At 74.3% G+C, this 18,761-nt stretch carries 14 protein-coding genes and 2 pseudogenes; 9 read left to right on the forward strand and 7 right to left on the reverse strand.

The genetic code is table 11. The features are described 5' to 3' along the window. Positions 1-14 precede the first annotated feature (14 nt). Positions 15-326 carry a hypothetical protein gene (locus tag ABD352_RS09660; protein ID WP_344611916.1) on the forward strand — a complete coding sequence of 104 codons (312 nt, stop codon included), beginning with the start codon at positions 15-17 and terminating at the stop codon, positions 324-326. On the opposite strand, the gene ABD352_RS09665 is transcribed toward ABD352_RS09660, so the two are convergent. From ABD352_RS09665 to ABD352_RS09680, 4 genes are read right to left on the reverse strand one after another with little or no spacing between them, the layout of a single operon-like run. Then, the gene (locus tag ABD352_RS09665) at positions 286-1,482 is read right to left on the reverse strand and encodes a sugar efflux transporter (protein ID WP_344611917.1); all 1,197 of its coding nucleotides are present in this window, start codon (positions 1,480-1,482) and stop codon (positions 286-288) included. The two genes, ABD352_RS09660 and ABD352_RS09665, sit on opposite strands and share 41 nt — an antisense overlap. Before the next feature lie 9 nt (positions 1,483-1,491). Next, positions 1,492-2,037: a GrpB family protein gene (locus ABD352_RS09670; protein ID WP_344611918.1), complete on the reverse strand. Its 546-nt coding sequence runs from the start codon at positions 2,035-2,037 to the stop codon at positions 1,492-1,494. Beyond that, entirely contained in the window at positions 2,034-2,987 is a 954-nt protein-coding gene (locus ABD352_RS09675) for a DNA polymerase domain-containing protein (RefSeq protein ID WP_344611919.1), read from the reverse strand. The genes ABD352_RS09670 and ABD352_RS09675 overlap by 4 nt, the downstream gene beginning before the upstream one ends. Positions 2,988-3,003: 16 nt before the next feature. After that, positions 3,004-3,876, reverse strand: a complete 873-nt coding sequence (locus ABD352_RS09680; RefSeq protein ID WP_344611920.1) for an NAD(P)/FAD-dependent oxidoreductase — start codon at positions 3,874-3,876, stop codon at positions 3,004-3,006. A gap of 134 nt (positions 3,877-4,010) precedes the next feature. Here ABD352_RS09680 and ABD352_RS09685 point away from each other — a divergent pair, with 134 nt between their 5' ends. The 3 genes and pseudogenes from ABD352_RS09685 (at position 4,011) to ABD352_RS09695 (ending at position 7,752) form a co-directional block, all read left to right on the forward strand. Next, on the forward strand, positions 4,011-5,870 hold the full coding sequence (locus tag ABD352_RS09685) for a glycosyltransferase family 39 protein (RefSeq protein WP_344611921.1): 1,860 nt from the start codon (positions 4,011-4,013) through the stop codon (positions 5,868-5,870). 37 nt (positions 5,871-5,907) lie between these two features. After that, positions 5,908-6,054 (forward strand): annotated as a pseudogene (locus ABD352_RS57550) (substrate-binding domain-containing protein); the annotation flags it as partial. 141 nt (positions 6,055-6,195) lie between these two features. Beyond that, entirely contained in the window at positions 6,196-7,752 is a 1,557-nt protein-coding gene (locus tag ABD352_RS09695; protein ID WP_425553512.1) for a serine/threonine-protein kinase, read from the forward strand. A 367-nt stretch (positions 7,753-8,119) separates the two neighbouring features. Here the strand turns inward: ABD352_RS09695 and ABD352_RS09700 are convergent, their stop codons facing one another. Beyond that, a complete protein-coding gene (locus ABD352_RS09700; protein ID WP_344611922.1) occupies positions 8,120-11,215 on the reverse strand; it encodes a DUF4132 domain-containing protein in 3,096 nt (1,031 codons plus the stop codon). Positions 11,216-11,247: 32 nt separating this feature from the next. Further along, entirely contained in the window at positions 11,248-12,687 is a 1,440-nt protein-coding gene (locus tag ABD352_RS09705; RefSeq protein ID WP_344611923.1) for an MDR family MFS transporter, read from the reverse strand. A gap of 143 nt (positions 12,688-12,830) precedes the next feature. On the opposite strand from ABD352_RS09705, the gene ABD352_RS09710 reads away from it, so the two are divergent. Further along, positions 12,831-13,766, forward strand: coding sequence for a hypothetical protein (locus tag ABD352_RS09710; protein WP_344611924.1), 936 nt, complete (start codon positions 12,831-12,833; stop codon positions 13,764-13,766). A gap of 74 nt (positions 13,767-13,840) precedes the next feature. Beyond that, on the forward strand, positions 13,841-14,611 hold the full coding sequence (gene erm, locus ABD352_RS09715) for an ErmE/ErmH/ErmO/ErmR family 23S rRNA (adenine(2058)-N(6))-methyltransferase (protein ID WP_344611925.1): 771 nt from the start codon (positions 13,841-13,843) through the stop codon (positions 14,609-14,611). 6 nt (positions 14,612-14,617) lie between these two features. Here the strand turns inward: erm and ABD352_RS09720 are convergent. Further along, positions 14,618-15,418 (reverse strand): annotated as a pseudogene (locus ABD352_RS09720) (dolichyl-phosphate beta-glucosyltransferase); the annotation flags it as partial. A 149-nt stretch (positions 15,419-15,567) separates the two neighbouring features. Between ABD352_RS09720 and ABD352_RS09725 the strand changes: the two are divergent. The 3 genes from ABD352_RS09725 to pgi all read left to right on the forward strand — a co-directional run bounded on the left by ABD352_RS09725 (position 15,568) and on the right by pgi (position 18,728). Beyond that, entirely contained in the window at positions 15,568-16,089 is a 522-nt protein-coding gene (locus tag ABD352_RS09725; protein WP_344611926.1) for a hypothetical protein, read from the forward strand. Positions 16,090-16,163: 74 nt separating this feature from the next. Further along, positions 16,164-17,075: a sulfite exporter TauE/SafE family protein gene (locus ABD352_RS09730; protein WP_344611927.1), complete on the forward strand. Its 912-nt coding sequence runs from the start codon at positions 16,164-16,166 to the stop codon at positions 17,073-17,075. An 18-nt stretch (positions 17,076-17,093) separates the two neighbouring features. Next, the gene (pgi, locus tag ABD352_RS09735) at positions 17,094-18,728 is read left to right on the forward strand and encodes a glucose-6-phosphate isomerase (RefSeq protein WP_344611928.1); all 1,635 of its coding nucleotides are present in this window, start codon (positions 17,094-17,096) and stop codon (positions 18,726-18,728) included. The last annotated feature ends 33 nt before the right edge of the window (positions 18,729-18,761 follow it).

The following is an 18,761-nucleotide window of genomic DNA, read 5'->3' on the forward strand; positions in this document are numbered from 1 at the left end:
CCTACGCTGTGCCCGTGGAGGACGCGGGGATTCGGGCGGGGAGCGTCTTCCGGTTCCCGGGCGGGGAGCCGCTCCGGGTGCTGGTGCGCGACGGCGCCATCGTCATGTACGACGCCTGGTGGCCGCACCTGAAGGCCTGGGGCCTGGCCGACCTCGCGGCGGCCGGGCGGGGGAGCGTCGCCTACTACCCGGTCGGGGCGGGAGCCGGGATCTATCGGTCCGGGCTGCGCCGCGGGCGGCCCGCCTATTACCTCTGGGGGGCCGAGAGCAAGGTGGAGGCGCCGGTCAGGCGGGTGCCGGGTGCTGGTGACGGCGGGCCATCGTGACGAGCAGGAGCAGGCCCAGGGCGCACAGGACGGCGCCGGCGACGTACGCGTACCGGTAGCCGAGGTGCGCCGACAGGCCCAGCAGGGGGCCGGCCATCATGCCCGCGATCGGGAACGCGTTGCCGGCCAGGGTGGCGGCGCGGCCCGGCTCGCCCGGGAGGAGCTCCTGCACGTAGGAGATGCCCAGGCCCTGGACGGCGGCGATGAAGCAGGCGTTGAGCAGCTGCAGTACCGCCACCTGCCAGCTGTGCACGGCCAGGCTGACCAGGGCGTAGTACAGGGCGCCGATCGCGCTGCCGAGGATGATCAGGCGGCCGAGGGGGTAGCGGGTGGACAGCGCGCCGAAGCCCAGCATCAGCGGGATCTCCAGGGCGGCGCACAGGCCCAGGACGAGGCCGGCGTCGCGGACCTGGGCATGGAGCACGTGGCTGAGGTACAGCGACATCGCCTGCACTCCGAGCACCCCCGCGCCCTGCATGAGGGCGAACGCGGCCACGGTCAGCAGCACCGGCACGCGCACGCGGCCGGCCGGGGGCCGCTCGTGGTGCGCCGGGCGCGGGACCTCCTCGAGGCGCAGCAGCACGACGACGGCGGCCACCGCGTACATGGTGGCGGCGGTGAGGTACAGCACCCGGAAGCCACCGGCCTGGACCAGCAGCGCGGCGACGGGCGGGCCGGCCACCCAGGCGATCGAGAACAGCATCCGCAGGGTGCTGATCGCCATCGCGGCGCGGGCGGAGCCGCGTTGCTCCAGCACCTCGCGGGCGTAGGCGAAGGACTGCGGGAACAGCGCGCCGCTGATCGCGGTCACGGTGATGGTCAGGGCGAGCAGCACCCAGTAGTCGCGCACGAACGCGATGACGAGCGAGCCCGTGCAGCCGGCGAGGGCGGCGGTCAGCAGCAGGCGGCGGCGGATCGGGCGGCGGTCGGACAGCTTGCCCAGCATGGTGTTGGACACCATGCCGGCCACCGGGCCGGCGACCAGGAACGCGGCGACCTGGGCCGGGCCGGCGTGCACCTCGCTGCTGAGGAACAGCGAGACGAACGGGCCGACGACCGCGGTCGACAGGCCGACGAAGAAGAACATGACGCCGAGCGGCACCAGGGCCCGCGTCGCGATCTTGCCGGGCGCCTCGACGCTAATCCCCGAAACCACGTCCGCACCTTACAGGACGTCGCGAGAGCGCTCCCCTGTCAGGGCCGCGGCCACCACCAGGTCGACCACGGGGTCCTTGATGTCCGAGTAGGTGCCGACGTCGGGCACGTGCCGGGCGAGGACCTCCTTGAACCGCCCGTAGGCCGCCACCGCCGCCGGGTTGGCCCGCAGCCAGTCGCGGAAGAGCAGCGCGAAGCGCTCGTTGGGCGAGCCGGCCAGGCGGACGTGCAGGTTCACCGGCTCGGGGGCGGTGCGCACGTAGAACAGCTTGCGCCAGGCCTCCGGCGGGTCGTCGAGGCCGGCCGGGACGTGGTCCTGCCCGTACGGGCCGCGGGCGGACCCGGCCGCTTCGAGGGGGCCGTCCAGCGCGGCCGGGTCGAGGGCGGCGACGCTGAGCTGCAGGTCGAAGAGGGGCTTGGCGGCCATGCCGGGGATCGAGGTGCTGCCGATGTGCTCGACCCGAAGCGCCAGCGGCCCGGCGGCGGCGCCGACCTCCGCGGCCAGCTCCAGGCCGCGCCGCGCCCAGTCCGGGTCGGCGGGGTCGATGCGGATCACTGCTCGGCCCGCTTGGCCCGGGCCCGGCGCTTGCCCTCGTGCATGGCCTGCACGCGCGGGACCGGGATGGTGTGGCCCTCGGCGATCAGGTCCGCCGGGATCTCCTGCGGCGCCGGCATCCGCGCCTCCCACGGGTCGTCCGCGCCGAGCAGGCCGGGCGCGGTGTGGACGGTGAAGTCGCGCGGGGCGACCCGGTCCAGGTCGGCCCAGTCGAGCGGGAACGACACCGGGCAGCCGGGCCGCAGCCGCGGGCTGTAGGCGGACACCACCGTGGCCCCGCCGACCCGGGTCGGGTCCAGGAACACCTTGCCGTGCCGGTCCTCGCGGATGAACGCGGTGGTGGCCAGCTGCGGGTCGAGCCGCTCCGCGCGGGCCGCGATCGCCCGGGTGGCCGCGGCCACGTCCTCCATCGGGGTGGGCGCGATCGGCACGAAGATGTGCAGGCCCTTGGCGCCGCTGGTCTTCACCGCGCCGGTGAGGCCGGCCGCCGACAGGGTCTCGCGGACCAGGCCGGCGGCCCGCACCACCAGCCCGAAGCCGTCGCCTTCCGGCGGGTCGAGGTCGAGGACCAGGTGCGTGGTGTGCGCCCAGTCGTCGGCGCGGACCAGCGTCGGGTGGTACTCCACGGCGCGCTGGTTGGCGAACCACAGCAGCGTCCGCCGGTCGTTGCACAGGGCGTAGGCGACGTCCCGCTTCGACGTCTCGGCCCACATGTGGACCGTCCGGACCCATTCCGGGGTGTACTTCGGGACGTTCTTCTGCATGAACGCGTCCTGGCCGCGCATGATGCGCACCACGGAGAGCGGGCGGTCGCGCAGCGCCTGGATGATCCGGTCGCGCACGGCGTCGAGGTAGTCGACGAGGTCGCGCTTGGTGGCGCCGGCCCCCTCGAAGATGGGCTGGTCCAGGTTGGTCAGCGCGACCCCGTCGCGTTCCTCGCCGCTGCTCACCGTCTCACCGTACCGGTCAGGGCTGGACGATGAGATCCATGTTGATCATCGCGCCGGCCTTCCCGCCGGCCGCCGCGGCCTGGATGACCTGCGCCATCGGGTCGGACACGTTGCCGGCCACCCACACGCCGGGCACGGAGGTCTTCCCGGTCGGGTCGGCCGGCACGTACGTGGCCACCGCCTCGCCCTGCATCTCCAGGTCCGCGACCTCCAGCCCGAGCTCGGCCAGGAACGCGGCCCGCACGGTGGGCCTGGTCTGCACCACGACGGCCTCCCGCGGGACGATGGTTCCATCCCGCAGGTGTACGCCGGACTCGTCGACGCCCGCCACGAGCCCCTCGACGACGCGGACCTTCTCCGGTACCCCGGCGACCTCGAGCCCGTTGGTGAAGAGCACGACGTCGTCGCTCCACTGCGGCCACAGCTGCGCCGCGTGGCCGGCGAGGGCGCTGGTGGCGATGATGCCGATGGGGCGGTCGCGGACCTCCCAGCCGTGGCAGTACGGGCAGTGCAGCACGTGCCGCCCGAAGCCCTCGGCCACGCCCGGGATGTCGGGCAGCTCGTCGACCACGCCGGTCGTGACGAGCAGCCGCCGCGCGAGGTGCTCGCCGTTGACGCGGAACAGCTCGCCCTCCCGGCGCACGGAGTCGACCGTCGCCTCGAGGATTTCCGCGCCGTACCGCTGGATCTCCTGCCGCCCGATCGACACCAGCTCGCCGGGTGGGGTCCCCTCGCGCCCCAGGTAGTTGTGCACGCCGTCGGCGGGGGCGTTGCGGGGCCGCCCGCCGTCGATGACCAGGACCCGGCGGCGGGCCCGGGCCAGGACCAATGCCCCGCTCAGCCCGGCTGCTCCACCGCCGATGACGATGACGTCGTACTGCAAACTCATGCCACCATTGTTTTGCGGCCTGGCGTCAGCGGCAAGGCATCTTGCTGGAATGGCAAGAGCGGCTCGTCGGTTCACAGGCTGCGCCCAGGTTGCCCACAACCGCGGGACAGCCACGGCCCGGATCGTCGGTACCCATGACCACTACGACGCTGCCCCGGACGGCCGTTGCCCCGGACGCCCAGCGGGCGCCCGGCCCGACCCGCCCGGTGTGGCAGCGCCCCGCGCTCGCCGCCCTGCTGCTGCTCACGGCGGTGCTGTACCTCTGGCGCCTCGGCGACTCGGGCACCGCCAACGGCTTCTACGCCGCCGCGGTGCAGGCCGGCACCCAGAGCTGGAAGGCGCTGCTGTTCGGCTCGCTGGACGCCGGCAACGTCATCACGGTCGACAAGCCGCCGGCCTCGCTGTGGGTGATGGCCCTGTCGGGCCGCGTCTTCGGCTTCAACAGCTGGAGCCTGCTGGTCCCACAGGCGCTCGAGGGCGTGGCCGCCGTGGCCCTGCTCTACGCCACGGTGAAGCGGCACTTCGGCGCGGTCGCCGGCCTGCTCGCCGGGGCCGCCCTGGCCCTGACCCCGGTGGCCGTGCTCATGTTCCGCTTCGACAACCCCGACGCGCTGCTCGTGCTGCTGCTGGTGGCCGGGGCGTACTGCACCACCCGCGCCGTGGAGAAGGCCTCCGCCCGCTGGCTGGCACTGGCCGCCGCCGCGCTCGGCTTCGCGTTCCTGACGAAGATGCTGCAGGGCCTGCTCGTCCTGCCGGGCTTCGCGCTGGCCTACCTGGTCGCCGCGCCCACCACCATCGGCCGCCGGTTCGTGCACCTGCTGACCGCGGGCGCCACCCTCGTCGTGTCGGCCGGCTGGTTCGTGGCCCTGGTGGCGTTGTGGCCGGCCGGCTCCCGCCCGTACATCGGCGGCTCCTCCGACAACAGCCTGCTGGAGCTCGCCCTGGGCTACAACGGACTCGGCCGCATCCTCGGCGGCGCAGGCAACCGCGGCGGCGGGGGCGGGGGCGGCGGCATGCAGAACACCGGCTTCGGCGGCGCCACCGGCATCACCCGCCTCTTCGGCGACAGCATGGGCACCGAGATCTCCTGGCTGCTCCCCGCCGCCCTGATCGCCCTCGTCGCCGGCCTGTGGTTCACCCGCCGGGCCCCGCGCACCGACGTCACCCGGGCGGCCCTGATCGTGTGGGGCGGCTGGCTGCTCGTCTCCGGCGTCGTCTTCAGCTACATGTCGGGGACGATCCACCCGTACTACACGGTCGCCCTCGCCCCCGCGATCGGCGCCCTGGTCGCCATCGGCGGCCGCGAGCTGTGGCGGGCCCGCGCCGCCACCTCCGCCCGCCTGGTCCTCGCCGCGATGGTCTTCGCGACCGCCGCCTGGGACTTCACCCTCCTGGCCCGCGACGCCTCCTGGCACCCGTGGCTGCGCTGGACGGTGCTGGTCGTCGGCGGCGCCGCCGCCGTGGCGTTCGCCGCGGGCGCCGCGTTCACCCGCCGCCTGGCCGTGGTCGTCGCCCTGACCGCCCTGCTGGCCTCCTTCTCGGCCACCTCCGCCTGGGCCCTGGCCACCGCCGCCCAGCCCCACGCCGGCTCCATCCCGAGCTCGGGCCCGGCCACGACCGGCGGCTTCGGCTTCGGCGGCGGCGGTTTCGGCGGGATGGGCGGCATGGGCGGCGGCTCGACGGAGCTGACCACGCTGCTCAAGTCCACGACCACGAAGTGGGCCGCCGCCACCACCGGCGACCAGACCGCCGCCGAGCTGGAACTCTCCACCGGCAAGTCGGTGATCGCCATCGGCGGCTGGGACGGCTCCGACCCGGCACCCACCCTGTCCTGGTTCAAGGCCGCGGTGGCCCGCGGCGAGATCGCCTACTACGTCTCCGGCGGCCGCGGCGGCGGCATGGGCGGCGGCAACAGCGAGATCGCCACCTGGGTCGCCGCCAACTTCACGGCGGAGACGGCCGGCAACACGACCGTCTACAAGCTCACGAAGTAGCGCGACGTCCCGGCCGGCTCGGTCGCCCGCGTTCCGGACACTGCAGGCCCTCCGCGAAACCGGCCGCCGCGTCCCCGGCGACGTGGCCGTGGTGAGCTTCGACGGCAGCGCCCTGGCCGAGGCGGCCGACCTGTCGTCGGTGTACATGCCCGTCGACGAGGAGGCCGCCTCCGCGATCCGCCACCTCATCGACCCGGCCCTGCCCACCCCGCGCCGCCTGCCGACCCACTCTGACCCTGCGCGGCTCCAGCTGACCAGCCCCGCCACAAGTTCACGGAGCCGTCATCGGGCGGCAGCTGGACCGGCGCGCAACGCCGGGGGCCAGTTGACCTCGTCGGCCTGGTTCGGGCTCTGCACGGCCCAGCATGCGCAGCAGGTATTCGGGGGCTATCCGGCGCAATTCCTGATATTTGGTGGCGAAGATTTCGGTTGCCCGTTCGGGGAGTTTGCTCTGCACACCCGGGCTCGCCTGTTCCCAGAAATCGAGTTCCCGCACGTTGCGCCGGGAGCGCGCCGCCGTCGGTTCCGAGTGGCTCCACGACCTATTACGATCGCCAATGTGGTGATCTTCGTGGACACCGATGGCCGACAGTGGAGTTTCGACGCGGCGGATCGCATCGGCGAGCGCAGTGGCATGGGGGAGGTCTTCCGCGGCAGCGGCCCCGGCGGGCAGCCGGTGGCGATCAAGCGGATCCGCCCCGGCGGTTACGGGGAGGGGCCCGAACGCCGCCGCATGCGCGAGGTCGAGATCGGTCACCTGCTGATGCGCGCGGCCCGGGACGGGCGGCCCACGGACCGCCTCGTGGTGCCGATCACCCACGTCCTGGCCGGCGACGACCTGATGATCGTGATGCCGCTGGCCGACGAGTCGCTGCACGCGGCGCTGCGGGGGCGGGCCATGGACCTCGCCGCCGGGCTTCGGGTCGTGCGCGAGGTGGTCGTGGGGCTCGGCCAGCTGCACGCGCTGCCCGTGCTGCACCGGGACCTGAAGACGCCGAACGTGCTGCGCTACGGCGAGCAGTGGCGGCTCGCGGACTTCGGGATCGCCCGGAACATGGACGAGTCCGCCGGGACCTTCACGTTCACACTGCCCGGCACCGCCCCGTACATGGCCCCCGAGATCTGGGACGGCCAGGAAGCGACCAACCAGACCGACCTCTACGCGCTCGGCGTCCTGGCCTACGAGGTGTTCGCCGGAGCGCGGCCGTTCGCCGGGCCGCGCGAGCCGGAGTACCGCCGGCAGCACCGCGAGGACCCCGCGCCACGGCCCGCCGGGGTGCCGGACGCGCTGGCCCGGCTGATGCTCCGGCTGCTGCGCAAGCCGCCCTCGGGGCGGCCCCAGGACGCGGCGGACGTCCTCGAGACCCTCGACGGCATCGCCGAGCACGAGCGGCTGCCCGTGGGGCCGACGGCGATGATCGCGGCGGCCACCGGGCTCGAGGACCGGGTCACGCGCGACGACGCGCGCGAGGCGGCCGCCGCGGAGGCCACCCGGGCGGCCGCGCGTCGAGCCGAGCAGGCCGAGGGCGACCTGCGCGCGCTGCTGGAGGACGCGCACGAGCGGATCCGCCGGACGCTGCCCGACGCCCGCCTCGACCTGCAGGCCAAGACCCTCAGCCTCGGCCCGGCCCGGCTCACCTTCGCCACCCAGGAGGCGTTCAGCCTGTCCTGCAACACCGACCCCGGCCAGCCGCAGACCGTCCGGGTCGGCAACGCGCAGTCGGGCCGGGTCTCCCACGCGGTGCTGCAGTGCGAGGCCGGCGACGACGGCCGGCTGCGCTGGCGGTACGCCCGCGACATCATGGACACCGACTGGCGCCCGCTGACCGCCGCCGCCGTCCTGGGCCTGTTTACCCGCGCCCTGGACGGCCACCAGCGCTGACGGCGGGCGGTCCGGCGGTCCGGGCCAGCGTCGGACCCGGGGCCGCGCGGCCAGGGGTCGAGGCCGGGCCGCGGAGCACGTCAGGGGGCGCGGCCTGCGGTCCGGCGGGCTGGGCCAGCCGGACTCCGGACGCGCGTCGGGCTCCGGACCCCGCCTCCGGCTCCGGACCCCGCCTCCAGCGGCCAGGCCAGGTCGCGGAGCACCTCCGAGGCGGCGTCGGGACGACCCGTGTCAGCGCCCGGGCCCCGCGCGGCCGCGTGCTACGCCAAGGTCGAGGCCAGGTCGCGGAGCACCTCCGAGGCGGCGTCGGGACGACCCGTGCCAGCGCCCGGCCCGTGTCAGCGCCCGGGCCCCGCGCGGCCGCGTGCTACGCCAAGGTCGAGGACAGGTCGCGGAGCACCTCCGAGGCGGTCGCGGCGGGCAGGGCCGAGAAGGGCACAGGGCGGTCCCGGCCCCACGGATCGGCGCCCGGCGGGCAGATCCAGACGTCCGCGAGGTGCTGCTGCGGATGCTCTTCCGGCACGCCGAGGATGATGCCCGGGTCGAGGTGGGCGATGAGGACGGCGCCGCCGGGCAGGTCGCGCTCCATCCGGGACTGGTGGGCGCCGTCGCGGCCCTCGCGCCGCCAGCCCCGCCGCTCCAGGCCGATCAGCGCGACGCTCAGCGCGCGGCGGTCGTCGTAGCGGGTCAGACGGGGCGAGGCGGCCTCGTCGGGGCTGAGGCGGTACACGTCGCGGGAGAGCTGGTCGAAGGGCTGCAGGATGCCGTAGTCGGCGAACACGGCCGACCAGGCGGGGACGTCCAGGTCGACGGGGTGGGCCACGCCCAGCAGGGCGCCGCCGGGCAGCGTCACCTCGTCGTCGGCCACGTCGGCCAGCGTGCGGTCCTCGGCCACCCGCAGCGCCGGGCCGTCGTCGGCGCGCCAGACCAGGCGGCGGGCCAGCAGCCACAGCAGCGGGTGCTCGAGGAACACCGTGCGGAACTCATCGGCCGTCCAGCGGCGGCCGTCGCCCATGGCCCGCTCCAGGCGCTGGGCCTGCTCGGTGGCGACCTTGCGGACGCCCTTCTTGGCCGCCGTGAAGCGGCGCTTGGCCTCCGCGGCCAGGGCCTCGTCGTCGCGGGCGGCCGGCGCCGGGAGGTCCTTGCGGCTGGCGCCGTCCTCCTCGGCGACCCAGGGCCGCAGCTGCTCGTCGAAGCCGGCCACGAACCGGCGCGGGCCGTAGTCCAGCCGCATGGTCGCGTCCGGGGCCAGGTCGAACGACGGCACCAGGCGGTCGGTGAGCTGCTCGGAGGTGAGGCCGGCGGCCTCGGCGGCGGCGGTCAGGTTCTGCCCGGCGCGGGCGCGCACCGCCGGGGCCTTCGCCTTGCCGGACAGCTCGTGCAGCTTGCGCAGCGCCGCCTCCGTGCCGAATGCGGCGAGCACGTCGAGGCCTGCCGCGGCCCGCTTGTGCGCCCCCTCGTACGGCCACCGCTGCACCCGCTCCGCCAGCCTCTCGACGGACTCGTCGTCGCCGATGGCCGCCTGCGCGTCGAGGGCCCAGCCACCGGCGGGCGGGGCGTCGGCCGCCTCCCAGCGGCGCAGCAGGTGCAGCCCGAAGTGGGCGAGGTCCCCCGGCTCGCACGCCTCGCGCACGAGGGCCAGCCCCGCATACGGCTCACCGGGCTTGGACAGCATGAGCATCGTCAGCAGGGCGCGGATCTGCGCCGCCGGCAGGGCGCCGCCCCCACCGCGCACGCGGACCGGCGGCAGCACGATCGGGTCGGCCCAGCCCGGCGGCTCGGGGATCCGGACCGGCAGCTGGCGCACCAGCGGGTCCTCGTCGAGCAGCCCGGCGATAGCCTTCTCCGCCACCGCCCCATACCCGGACGCCGCCTCCAGCACCGTCTCCCGCTGCCCGGCCGCGTCCAGGGCGAGCAGCGCCAGCCCGGCCTGGCGCCGCGCGGGGCCGGCCTTGCCCAGCGCCGCCGGGACGAGCGCGCGCGCCGCCTGGGCCGGGTGAGCCTTCAGCCAGGCCAGGGCAATCTTGCGGGCCTCCTTGAGCCGGGCGTGCCAGTCGGCCATGAGCAGCGCGATCTCGGGGCTGGCATACGGCATCAGCAGCTCCCCGTCGGCCGGGTGCACCCGCAGGACATTGACCAGCAGCGGCAGCGCGTCGACCCCGAACCGCGCGGCGGCCCTGTGCGGCCAGTAGGTCCCGCCGTAGCGGCGGCCGCTCGGCCGATACTCGGTGAGCATCGGACGGGCGATCTCGTCCGGCCCGTGGAGGAACAGGCTCTCCGCCTCCCAGTCCCGAGCGGTGCCGGCGCGGACCCCTTCGGCGAGCGCCGGATAGTCGTGTTGCGAGTACGGCTGGCTCAGCCCGGCGATCAGCCGCTCCCGCTCGCCCGGCCGCCAGGCCACCTCCGGCTCGTCGGTGCAGGTCAGGCCGGTGAGCACGACGGGCTTGGCCGGCTTGCCGCGGGTCGTCCACGGCGGGGCGGCCAGCACCGGCACCGAGCCGCCGTCGCCGTCCGCCGCGGCCGGGCGCAGGTGCTCCGGGGCCAGTTCGGGGTGGCGGGCCGCGTGCAGGCGCAGGAGGTCGCCGATCCGGGGCCGGGCGGCCGAGGCCTCCAGCAGCCGCATCGCCCGCTCCGGGAAGCGCTCGGCGGCCTCGGCCAGGGCGGCGGGCACGCCCTTGCGGTCGGCCGCGTCGACCAGCGCCTGGAACGCCCGCTCGGTCGGGAGGACGGCGAGTGCGCCGGCCATCTCCCGCAGGAAGTCGGTCACGCCGTAGCCGCCGATCCACGTCGCGCCGGCCCAGTCGTCGCCGTAGACGTCGAGGATGCCATCGCCGAGGGCCTCGGTCAGCGTGTGCAGCACCGTGGGGTCGTGCACGCCGAACCAGTCGATGCTGTCCAGTCGCGACACGACGTGTGCGGCCTGCGCCGGGGTGGTGACACAGGCCAGCAGCAGCGGCCAGCGCGGGTGCTGCGGCGGCAGCAGGTCCAGGTCGGCGTCCAGCCAGTCGGCGCGGGTCGGGACGAGGAACGTCGCCGCCACCCGGGCGGCCGGCGAGGACGACGGGCGCTCGGCCTCCAGAGCGGCCACCGCGGCGGTGAACTGCTCCTCCGGCGCCGCGGCGAGGGCCCGGCGGACCTGCCCGAGTAGCAGCTCGGCGTAGCGGCCGGGGCCGCCGCGCTCATCCCCGCACAAGTCGGCATACTGCACGCAGGTCCGCGCCGCGAAGCCCAGCCCGCGCTGGTCGATCCAGTCGTCGGCCAGGACCCGCACGTCGGCCGGCAGCGCATGGCGAGCCGTCGGGTCGCCCAGCCGTGCCGCCACCGCGGTGGCGACGTCGAGCGCCGACGCGTCCGCCGGGCTTACGACCGGCCGTGGGCTGGTGGCCGGCTCGTACGGCACCGCCGCGCCACCGCGCCGCGGATGGATGCTGCGTCGCCACGACGCCGGGAGGTCCAGGTTCACGGCGACAGGTTAGCGAGCACCTACGACATTTTTTACGGCACTTGTTCGATCTTGCGGGGGATGAGCAGCAGCACCAGGAGGCTGCACACGCCGACCACGGCGAGGGCGATGAAGACGTTGTGCGTGGCCGTGTACAGCGCCGCCCGCACGTAGTCGGCCACCGCCGAGGACGCGTGCCGGCCCTGCAGCACGATGCTGGTCGCGTCCGCACCCGAGCCCAGCGCCGGGCGCACGTCCGGCGGGGCGGCGGCGAAGCGGCGGTCCAGGGTCGTGTTCGCGATGGCGCCGAAGACCGCCGCGCCGACCGCGCTGCCGATCGAGCGGCAGAACATGTTGGTGCCGGTGACCACGCCGCGACGGTCCCAGCCGACCACCGACTGCACGGCCACCAGCGTCGGGGCCGAGGCGAGGCCCAGCCCCGCGCCGATGACGAAGCACGCCGTCGCGACCATGAAGACCGTGGTCTGCTCGGACAGCAGGGCGCACATCGCGGTGCCGGCGATGATGATGACGCTGCCGATCAGCGCGGTGTCGCGGAAGCCGATCCTGAGGTACAGCTTGCCGGAGAACGCGGCGGCGATCGGCCACCCCAGCGTCATGGCCGCGACCACGAACCCGGCCACGAGCGCGCCGGTGCCGAGCACGCCCTGGGAGAAGTTTGGCACGTAGGAGCTCAGCCCGATGACCGCCGCGCCGATCGTGACCGACGTCAGGTTGCCGCCGACGAGCGTGCGGTGCCGGAACACCCACAGCGGCAGCACGGGCTCCGCGGCCCGCCGTTCCACGAACACGAACGCCGTGATCAGGATCGCGCCCAGGGCGAAGATGGCGATGCTCGGCGCGCTGTCCCACGCCCAGCTGATGCCGCCCTCGAGGGTGCCCAGGATGAGCAGCGTGCAGCCGGCGATGAGCAGGACCGCACCGAGGTAGTCGACGCGGTGCTGCCGCCGTTCGATCTTCTCCTTCAGGTGCCGGGCCAGCATCCACGTCGCGATGAGGCCCAGCGGCAGGTTGATGAAGAAGATCCAGCGCCAGGAGATGTACTCCGAGAAGACCCCGCCCAGCGTCGGCCCGACGACGGAGGACACGCCCCACACGCCCGCGAGGTAGCCCTGGACCTTGGCCCGTTCCGGCACGGTGTACAGGTCCCCGATGATCGTCATGCTCATCGGCTGGATCGCCCCCGCGCCGATACCCTGCACCGCCCGGAACACGATGAGCGTGAGCATGCTCCACGCCGCCCCGCACAGCACGGAGCCGACGAGGAACACGGCGATGCCGAAGAACATGACCGGCTTGCGCCCGAGGACGTCGGCCAGCTTGCCGTACAGCGGCGTGGTCACCGCCGCGGTCAGCAGGTAGATCGAGAACAGCCAGGGGAAGTGTGCGAAGCCGCCGAGGTCGCGCACCACCGACGGGACCGCGGTGGCGATGATCGTGCTGTCCAGCGCCACCAGGCCGGTGGTGAGCATGACGGAACCGAGGACGGGACCGCGCTCGGACCGCAGCCCGACGCCGCCCGCCGGGCGCTTCGTGAAAGTGGCCTCCTACACGCGAACACCTTACGCGCCGGCCGGCGCCGAGGTGCCTCGTGGACTGATCCTAGTTTCCTAGGATGCAAGACGCGCCGCGATGCAGGGCACCGACCCGGCCCCAACGCACACCCGCCGCGGCCCTGGCCCGCCGCGGCGTGGCCCACCCGGCCTCCCTCGCCTGGCACCGCGGCAACGCCGGGGACGCCCACGCGGGCCCGGCGGCGGATGCGGCGGCGGATGCGGCGGCGGATGCGGCGGCGGATGCGGCGGCGGATGCGGCGGCGGATGCGGCGGCGGATGCGGCGGCGGATGCGGCGGCGGATGCGGCGGCGGATGCGGCGGCGGATGCGGCGCGCCTCGCGGAGCGCCGTGGTGCGTTCGTCGACGCGGCCCGGCTGTGGGGGCAGGCCGCCCGGTCCGCGGCGCGCGCCGGCCGCCCCGCCGCCGAGCGGGCCGGGCTGCTGCTGGCGTGGTGCGGCTCGCTGACCCGGCAGGGCGGGCACGCCGAGGCCCAGCGGGTCCGCGCCGAGGCCATCGCCCTGGCCCGGACGACCGGCGACGAGCGCCTGCCGGCGGACGCGATCACGGCGTGGGCCGTCCCTACGCTGTGGATGCACCGGCGGTACCTCGAGCACGACCCCGCCCTGGCCGGCGAGATCGGGGTGCTGCTGGCCGGCGGTGTCCCCGACGACCTGCGCTGCCGGCTGATGTGCGCGCTGATCAGCGAGACCGAGAGCGCCGGCCCGGCGGACACCCCGCGGCGGCTGGCCCTCGCCCGGTCCGCGGAGGCGATCGCGGACGGACTGGGCGATCCGGTGCTGGCCGGGCTGGCCGCGGCGGCCGGGCTGCGCGTCCCGCGCCCGCCGCGGCCTCGCTGGGTGCTAATCCGCTCGCCGCGTCCGTCCGCCCGCGCTACTGTCTGCCCCATGACCATGACGCATGCCCTGACCAGGTCGGCGATGACGCCGGCCGCGCGGCTGCGCATCCGGCGTCGAGCCCTGGTCGCCCAGGCCTGACGCCTGCACCAACAAAGGGCAACCAGGGCCCTTCCGCGTCCGCATCCGCGTCTCGCGCCTCAGGGAACCTGGTCATGTCTCGCTATCCGCGTGCCCGTCGCGTCTACGGGCAGAATCTTCTTGTCGATCCCTCGGCGATCCGGCGGGTCGCCGACGCCGCCGCGCTGCACCGGGCCGATCTCGTCGTCGAGGTCGGGGCCGGGCGGGGCGCCCTCACCGCCGAGCTGTTGCGCCGGGCCGGGCAGGTGGTCGCCTACGAGGTCGACCCGGGCCTGGCCGCCGCGCTGCCGCGCCGGGCCGGGCTCACCGTGTGCACCGGCGACTTCCTGGCCGCGCCCGTGCCCGGCGGCCCCTTCGACGTCGTGGGCAACATCCCGTACGCGCTCACGTCCGCCGTCGTGGCCTGGTGCCTGGACGCGGCCACGCTGCGCTCGGCGACGCTGCTGACCCAGCTGGAGTACGCCCGCAAGCGCACCGGCGACTACGGCCGCTGGTCCCGCCTCACCGTCGAGACGTGGCCGGAGTTCGAGTGGCGCCTGGCCGGGCGGGTGCCGCGGGGCGCCTTCCGGCCGGTGCCCGGCGTCGACGGGGGCATTCTGCGGCTCACCCGCCGGGCCGAGGGGCTGGTGCCGGCGGGGAGGCTCGGGCGGTACCGCAGCATGGTCTCGCTGGGTTTCGGCGGCGTCGGCGGGTCGCTGCTGGCCTCGCTCTCCCGCCGATATCCGCCGGCCCGGGTCGCGGGCGCGTTCCGGGCGCTGCGGCTGGACGCGGCGACCCCCGTCGGGCTCGTGTGGCCGGAGCAGTGGCTGACGCTCTTCCGCCTCCTCGAGTTCGCCCGCCGGTGATCATGCGACCGCCGCCAGCACCGGGGCGGGAGTGAGGGCGCCGCGGCCGAGCCGGGAACGCAGCTCGGCGACCGGGACCGTGCCGTCGCGCAGCGTCCGGCGCATGCGGGCCACCCCGCGCAGGTCCGCCATGGCCGTGGCGACGATGTCGACCCGGCTGTCGGGGTCGTCGACCCAGTCCACCGGCACCTCGTGGATGCGCATGCCGGCCCGCTCGGCGATGACCAGCAGCTCGGTGTCGAAGAACCAGCCGGTGTCGCGCACCAGCGGCACCAGCTGCTGGGCCACGTCCCGGCGGACCGCCTTGAAGCCGCACTGCGCGTCGGAGAAGCGCACGCCCAGGGCGGTACGCAGGATGCGGTTGTACGAGCGCGAGATGAACTCCCGCTTCGGCCCGCGCACCACCCGCGACCCGCGCATGAGCCGGCTGCCGACGGCCACGTCGGAGTGGTTGGAGATCAGCGGCGCGACCAGCGGCAGCAGCGCGCCGAGGTCGGTGGACAGGTCCACGTCCAGGTAGGCCACGACGTCGGCGTCGGAGCTCTGCCAGACGGCCGACAGCGCCCGCCCCCGCCCCTTCTGGTCCAGGTGGTGCACGGCCACCCGGTCGAAGCGGCGGGCCAGGCCGTGCGCGACGTCGAGGGTCGCGTCGGTGGAGGCGTTGTCGGCGACGGTGATCCGGAAGGTGTACGGCACGTGCCCGCTCAGGAACCGCCGCAGCGTGCGCACGCAGCGCTCCAGGGTGTGCTGCTCGTTGTAGACGGGGACGACGACGTCGAGGACTGGGGCGTTCGCGGTGATCTGCATGCCCTCGACGGTCGGCCCGGATCTTGTGACGCCGGCGGGGAGAACCTGTGCCCCAGCTGCCAACCGGGTTGCGGCCCGGTTGCCGGCGCTTACCGGACCCGAACATCGCGCTGACCGCGCCCTGCCGCGCCCGTCCCACAGTTGGCACCATGACGAAGCACCGCCTCCTGGCCGCCCTGGCCGCCGGCGCCCTCTGCCTGGGCGTGGCCGGCTGCGCCGCCGGCCCGGCCGATGACCTGCAGACCGTGAGCGTGGACACGGCCGACGACGGCGCGGTCCCGGCCGCCCTGGCCGCCCTCGGCCTCGGCGACGCCAGCGCGTCCCCCGCTCCCGGCAAGGCGGACAAGGCCGGCAAGGACGGCCTGCGCCACCGCATCCGTGTCCGCCTGCGCAAGCACATGCTGCACGGCGAGGCCACCGTCCAGACCAGGTCCGGCCCGCAGACCGTCGTCGTGCAGCGCGGCATCGTGACCGCCAAGAACGGCACCACGCTGACCGTCAGGTCGACCGACGGCTTCACGCAGACCTGGGCCACCGACGCCGGCACGAAGGTCGTCGCCGCCGGCAAGGCCGCCTCGCTGGACGCCGTCGCCACCGGCGCGGACGTCGCCCTGGGCGGTGTGAAGAGCGACCCTCAGTCCGCGCGCCTGGTGGTGGTACCGAAGCGGTGACCGTCCGTGGCTAAATCATGGATTGTCGACTTAATCAGTGGACAAAACAGGATTCGGGCGGCAGACTTCTGCACGTGGATCCCAAACTGGCGTTCGCCGGGCTCGGCGTCGGTATCATCGTCGGGCTGACCGGCATGGGGGGCGGGGCGCTGATGACGCCCATCCTCGTGTTGTTCTTCGGCGTGCCGCCGCTGGCCGCGGTCTCCAGCGACCTGGCCGCCAGCGCGGTGATGAAGCCGTTCGGCGGGTTCGTGCACGCCCGGCGCGGGACCGTGAACTGGGCGCTGGTGCGCTGGCTGTGCCTGGGCAGCGTGCCCAGCGCGTTCCTCGGCGTGCTGCTCATGCGGGCCATCGGGGGCGGCGACCGGGTCCAGGACGTGGTGCGCAACGCCCTCGGGGTGGCGCTGCTGATGGCCGTCGCCGGACTGCTGATCAAGGCGTACCGCAAGGGCGGCGAGCGGTCGGGTGAGCCGAAGCCGATCAAGGTCCGGCCGGTGCCGACCCTGCTGCTCGGGGCGCTCGGCGGGCTCGTGGTCGGGATGACCTCGGTCGGGTCCGGGTCGCTGATCATCGTCATCCTCCTGGCGCTGTACCCCGCGCTGCGCCCGAGCGACCTGGTGGGGACCGACCTCGTGCAGGCGATCCCGCTGGTGTTCTCCGCGGCGCTCGGGCACGCGCTCTTCGGGGACCTGAAGCTCGACCTGGCCGCCGCGGTCCTCATCGGGTCGGTGCCCGGCGTGCTCATCGGCGCTCGGCTGTCCTCGCGGGCGCCGGCCGGGCTGGTCCGGGCGGCCCTCGTCGTGGTGCTGGTGGCCAGCGCGCTGAAGCTGTTCGACGTCCCGACCACCCTCGTGCTGGCCGTCGCCACCGCCATCACGCTGCTGTTCCTGGGGCAATGGGCGTGGCGGCGCGGACGTGATCGGGACACCGACGACGAGCCGGGCGTGAAAGGGGCAGAATCAGCGAGTGGAGTGGTCTCTCGCTGACTCGCTAGGAGTTTCCTGATGCCTCGGCTCAACCATCTGCCCGAGTGGGCGGCGCTCGCCAAGCACCGCTCGGAGCTCGGAGAGGTGCACCTGCGCGACCTGTTCGCCGAAGACCCCGAGCGGGGCAGCCGCTACTCGGTGGCCACCGGCGACGTCTACCTCGACTACGGCAAGCACCTGGTCACCGACGAGACGCTGCGGCTGCTGCAGGAGCTCGCGGCGGCGCGCGGGGTGTTCGAGCTGCGGGACGCCATGTTCCGCGGCGACAAGATCAACTTTACCGAGCACCGGGCCGTGCTGCACACCGCGCTGCGGGCGCCGCGCGACGCCGAGATCTTCGTCGACGGCGAGAACGTGGTGCCGAAGGTGCACGCCGTGCTCGACCGGATGGCCGCGTTCGCCGACCGGATCCGGTCGGGGGAGTGGACCGGGTACACCGGCAAGCGCATCACCACCGTGGTCAACATCGGCATCGGCGGGTCGGACCTCGGCCCCGCGATGGCCTACGAGGCGCTGCGGGCGTTCACCGACCGGTCCCTGTCCTTCAAGTTCGTCTCCAACGTCGACGGGGCCGACCTGCACGAGGCCGTCCGCGACGCCGACCCGGAGAGCACGCTGTTCATCGTCTCGTCCAAGACGTTCACCACGATCGAGACGATCACCAATGCCACCGCCGCCCGCACCTGGCTGATCGAGGCGCTCGGCGCCGAGGAGGCCGTCGCCAAGCACTTCGTGGCCGTGTCGACCAACGCCGGCGAGGTCGCCAAGTTCGGCATCGACACGACCAACATGTTCGAGTTCTGGGACTGGGTCGGCGGGCGCTACTCCTACGACTCGGCGATCGGCCTGTCGCTCATGATCGCGCTCGGCCCGGACGGCTTCCGGTCCATGCTCGACGGGTTCCACCGGATGGACGAGCACTTCCGCACCGCCCCGCCGGAGGTCAACGCGCCGCTGATCCTGGGCCTGCTCGGGATCTGGTACCGCGACTTCCACGACGCCCAGACCCACGCGGTGCTGCCGTACAGCCACTACCTGTCCCGGTTCACCGCGTACCTGCAGCAGCTGGACATGGAGTCCAACGGCAAGTCCGTCGACCGCGAGGGCAGGCCGGTCGAGTGGGCCACCGGCCCGATCGTGTGGGGCACCCCCGGCACCAACGGCCAGCACGCCTACTACCAGCTCATCCACCAGGGCACCGCGCTCATCCCGGCCGACCTGCTGGGCTTCTGCAAGCCCGTGGCCGAGCTCGGCGCCCTCGGCGACCAGCACGACCTGCTCATGGCCAACCTGTTCGCCCAGGGCCAGGCACTCGCGTTCGGCAAGCCGGCGGAGCAGGTCGCCGCCGAGGGGGTGGCCGAGGCCGAGGTGCCGCACCGCACCTTCCACGGCAACCGGCCCACCACGACGATCCTCGCCGATGAGCTGACCCCGTCGGTGCTCGGCCAGCTCATCGCGCTGTACGAGCACAAGGTCTTCGTCCAGGGCGCCATCTGGGACATCGACTCGTTCGACCAGTGGGGCGTGGAGCTGGGCAAGGTGCTGGCCAAGCGGATCGAGCCGGCGCTCACCTCGGACAGCCCCGACCTCTCGGCGCTGGACTCGTCGACCGTGTCGCTGGTCGAGCGCTACCGGGCGCTGCGCGGCCGCTGAGGCAACCTCCGTCGCCGCGGGCCGGGCGGGCCC

Source organism: Dactylosporangium salmoneum (genome assembly GCF_039532525.1).
GTDB classification, from domain to species: Bacteria; Actinomycetota; Actinomycetes; order Mycobacteriales; family Micromonosporaceae; genus Dactylosporangium; species Dactylosporangium salmoneum.